Below are 258 nucleotides of genomic sequence, written 5' to 3'. Positions count from 1 at the left end.
TGTAATGGTCAACAAATTCTGTAGAGATTCTAAGCGGCATTTTTTAATTCATTATATTTCTGATGTGGCGTCATATAATTAAGCGTAGAATGCCTACGTTTGTAATTGTAAAACTGAATATAATTGTCCACCTCACTTATAACTGAATGATGATTTATAAATGACAGGCGATTCAGTCGCTCTGTTTTTAAACTTCTAAAAAATCGCTCCATTACTGCATTATCCCAACAATTACCTCGACGACTCATACTTTGCGTT

1 protein-coding gene is annotated in these 258 nt (G+C 33.7%); it reads right to left on the bottom strand.

Annotation, left to right across the window (positions count from 1 at the left end):
• Positions 1-29: 29 nt before the first annotated feature.
• The coding region (locus H5201_RS22835; RefSeq protein ID WP_182785477.1) for an integrase core domain-containing protein at positions 30-258 on the bottom strand (229 nt) is incomplete at its 5' end.

The sequence above is a fragment of the Pseudoalteromonas sp. SG43-6 genome, from assembly GCF_014164365.1.
GTDB lineage: Bacteria > Pseudomonadota > Gammaproteobacteria > Enterobacterales > Alteromonadaceae > Pseudoalteromonas > Pseudoalteromonas rhizosphaerae.
Note: the sequence above shows the minus strand (reverse complement) of the source record. Positions and strands in the feature narration are given on the sequence as shown.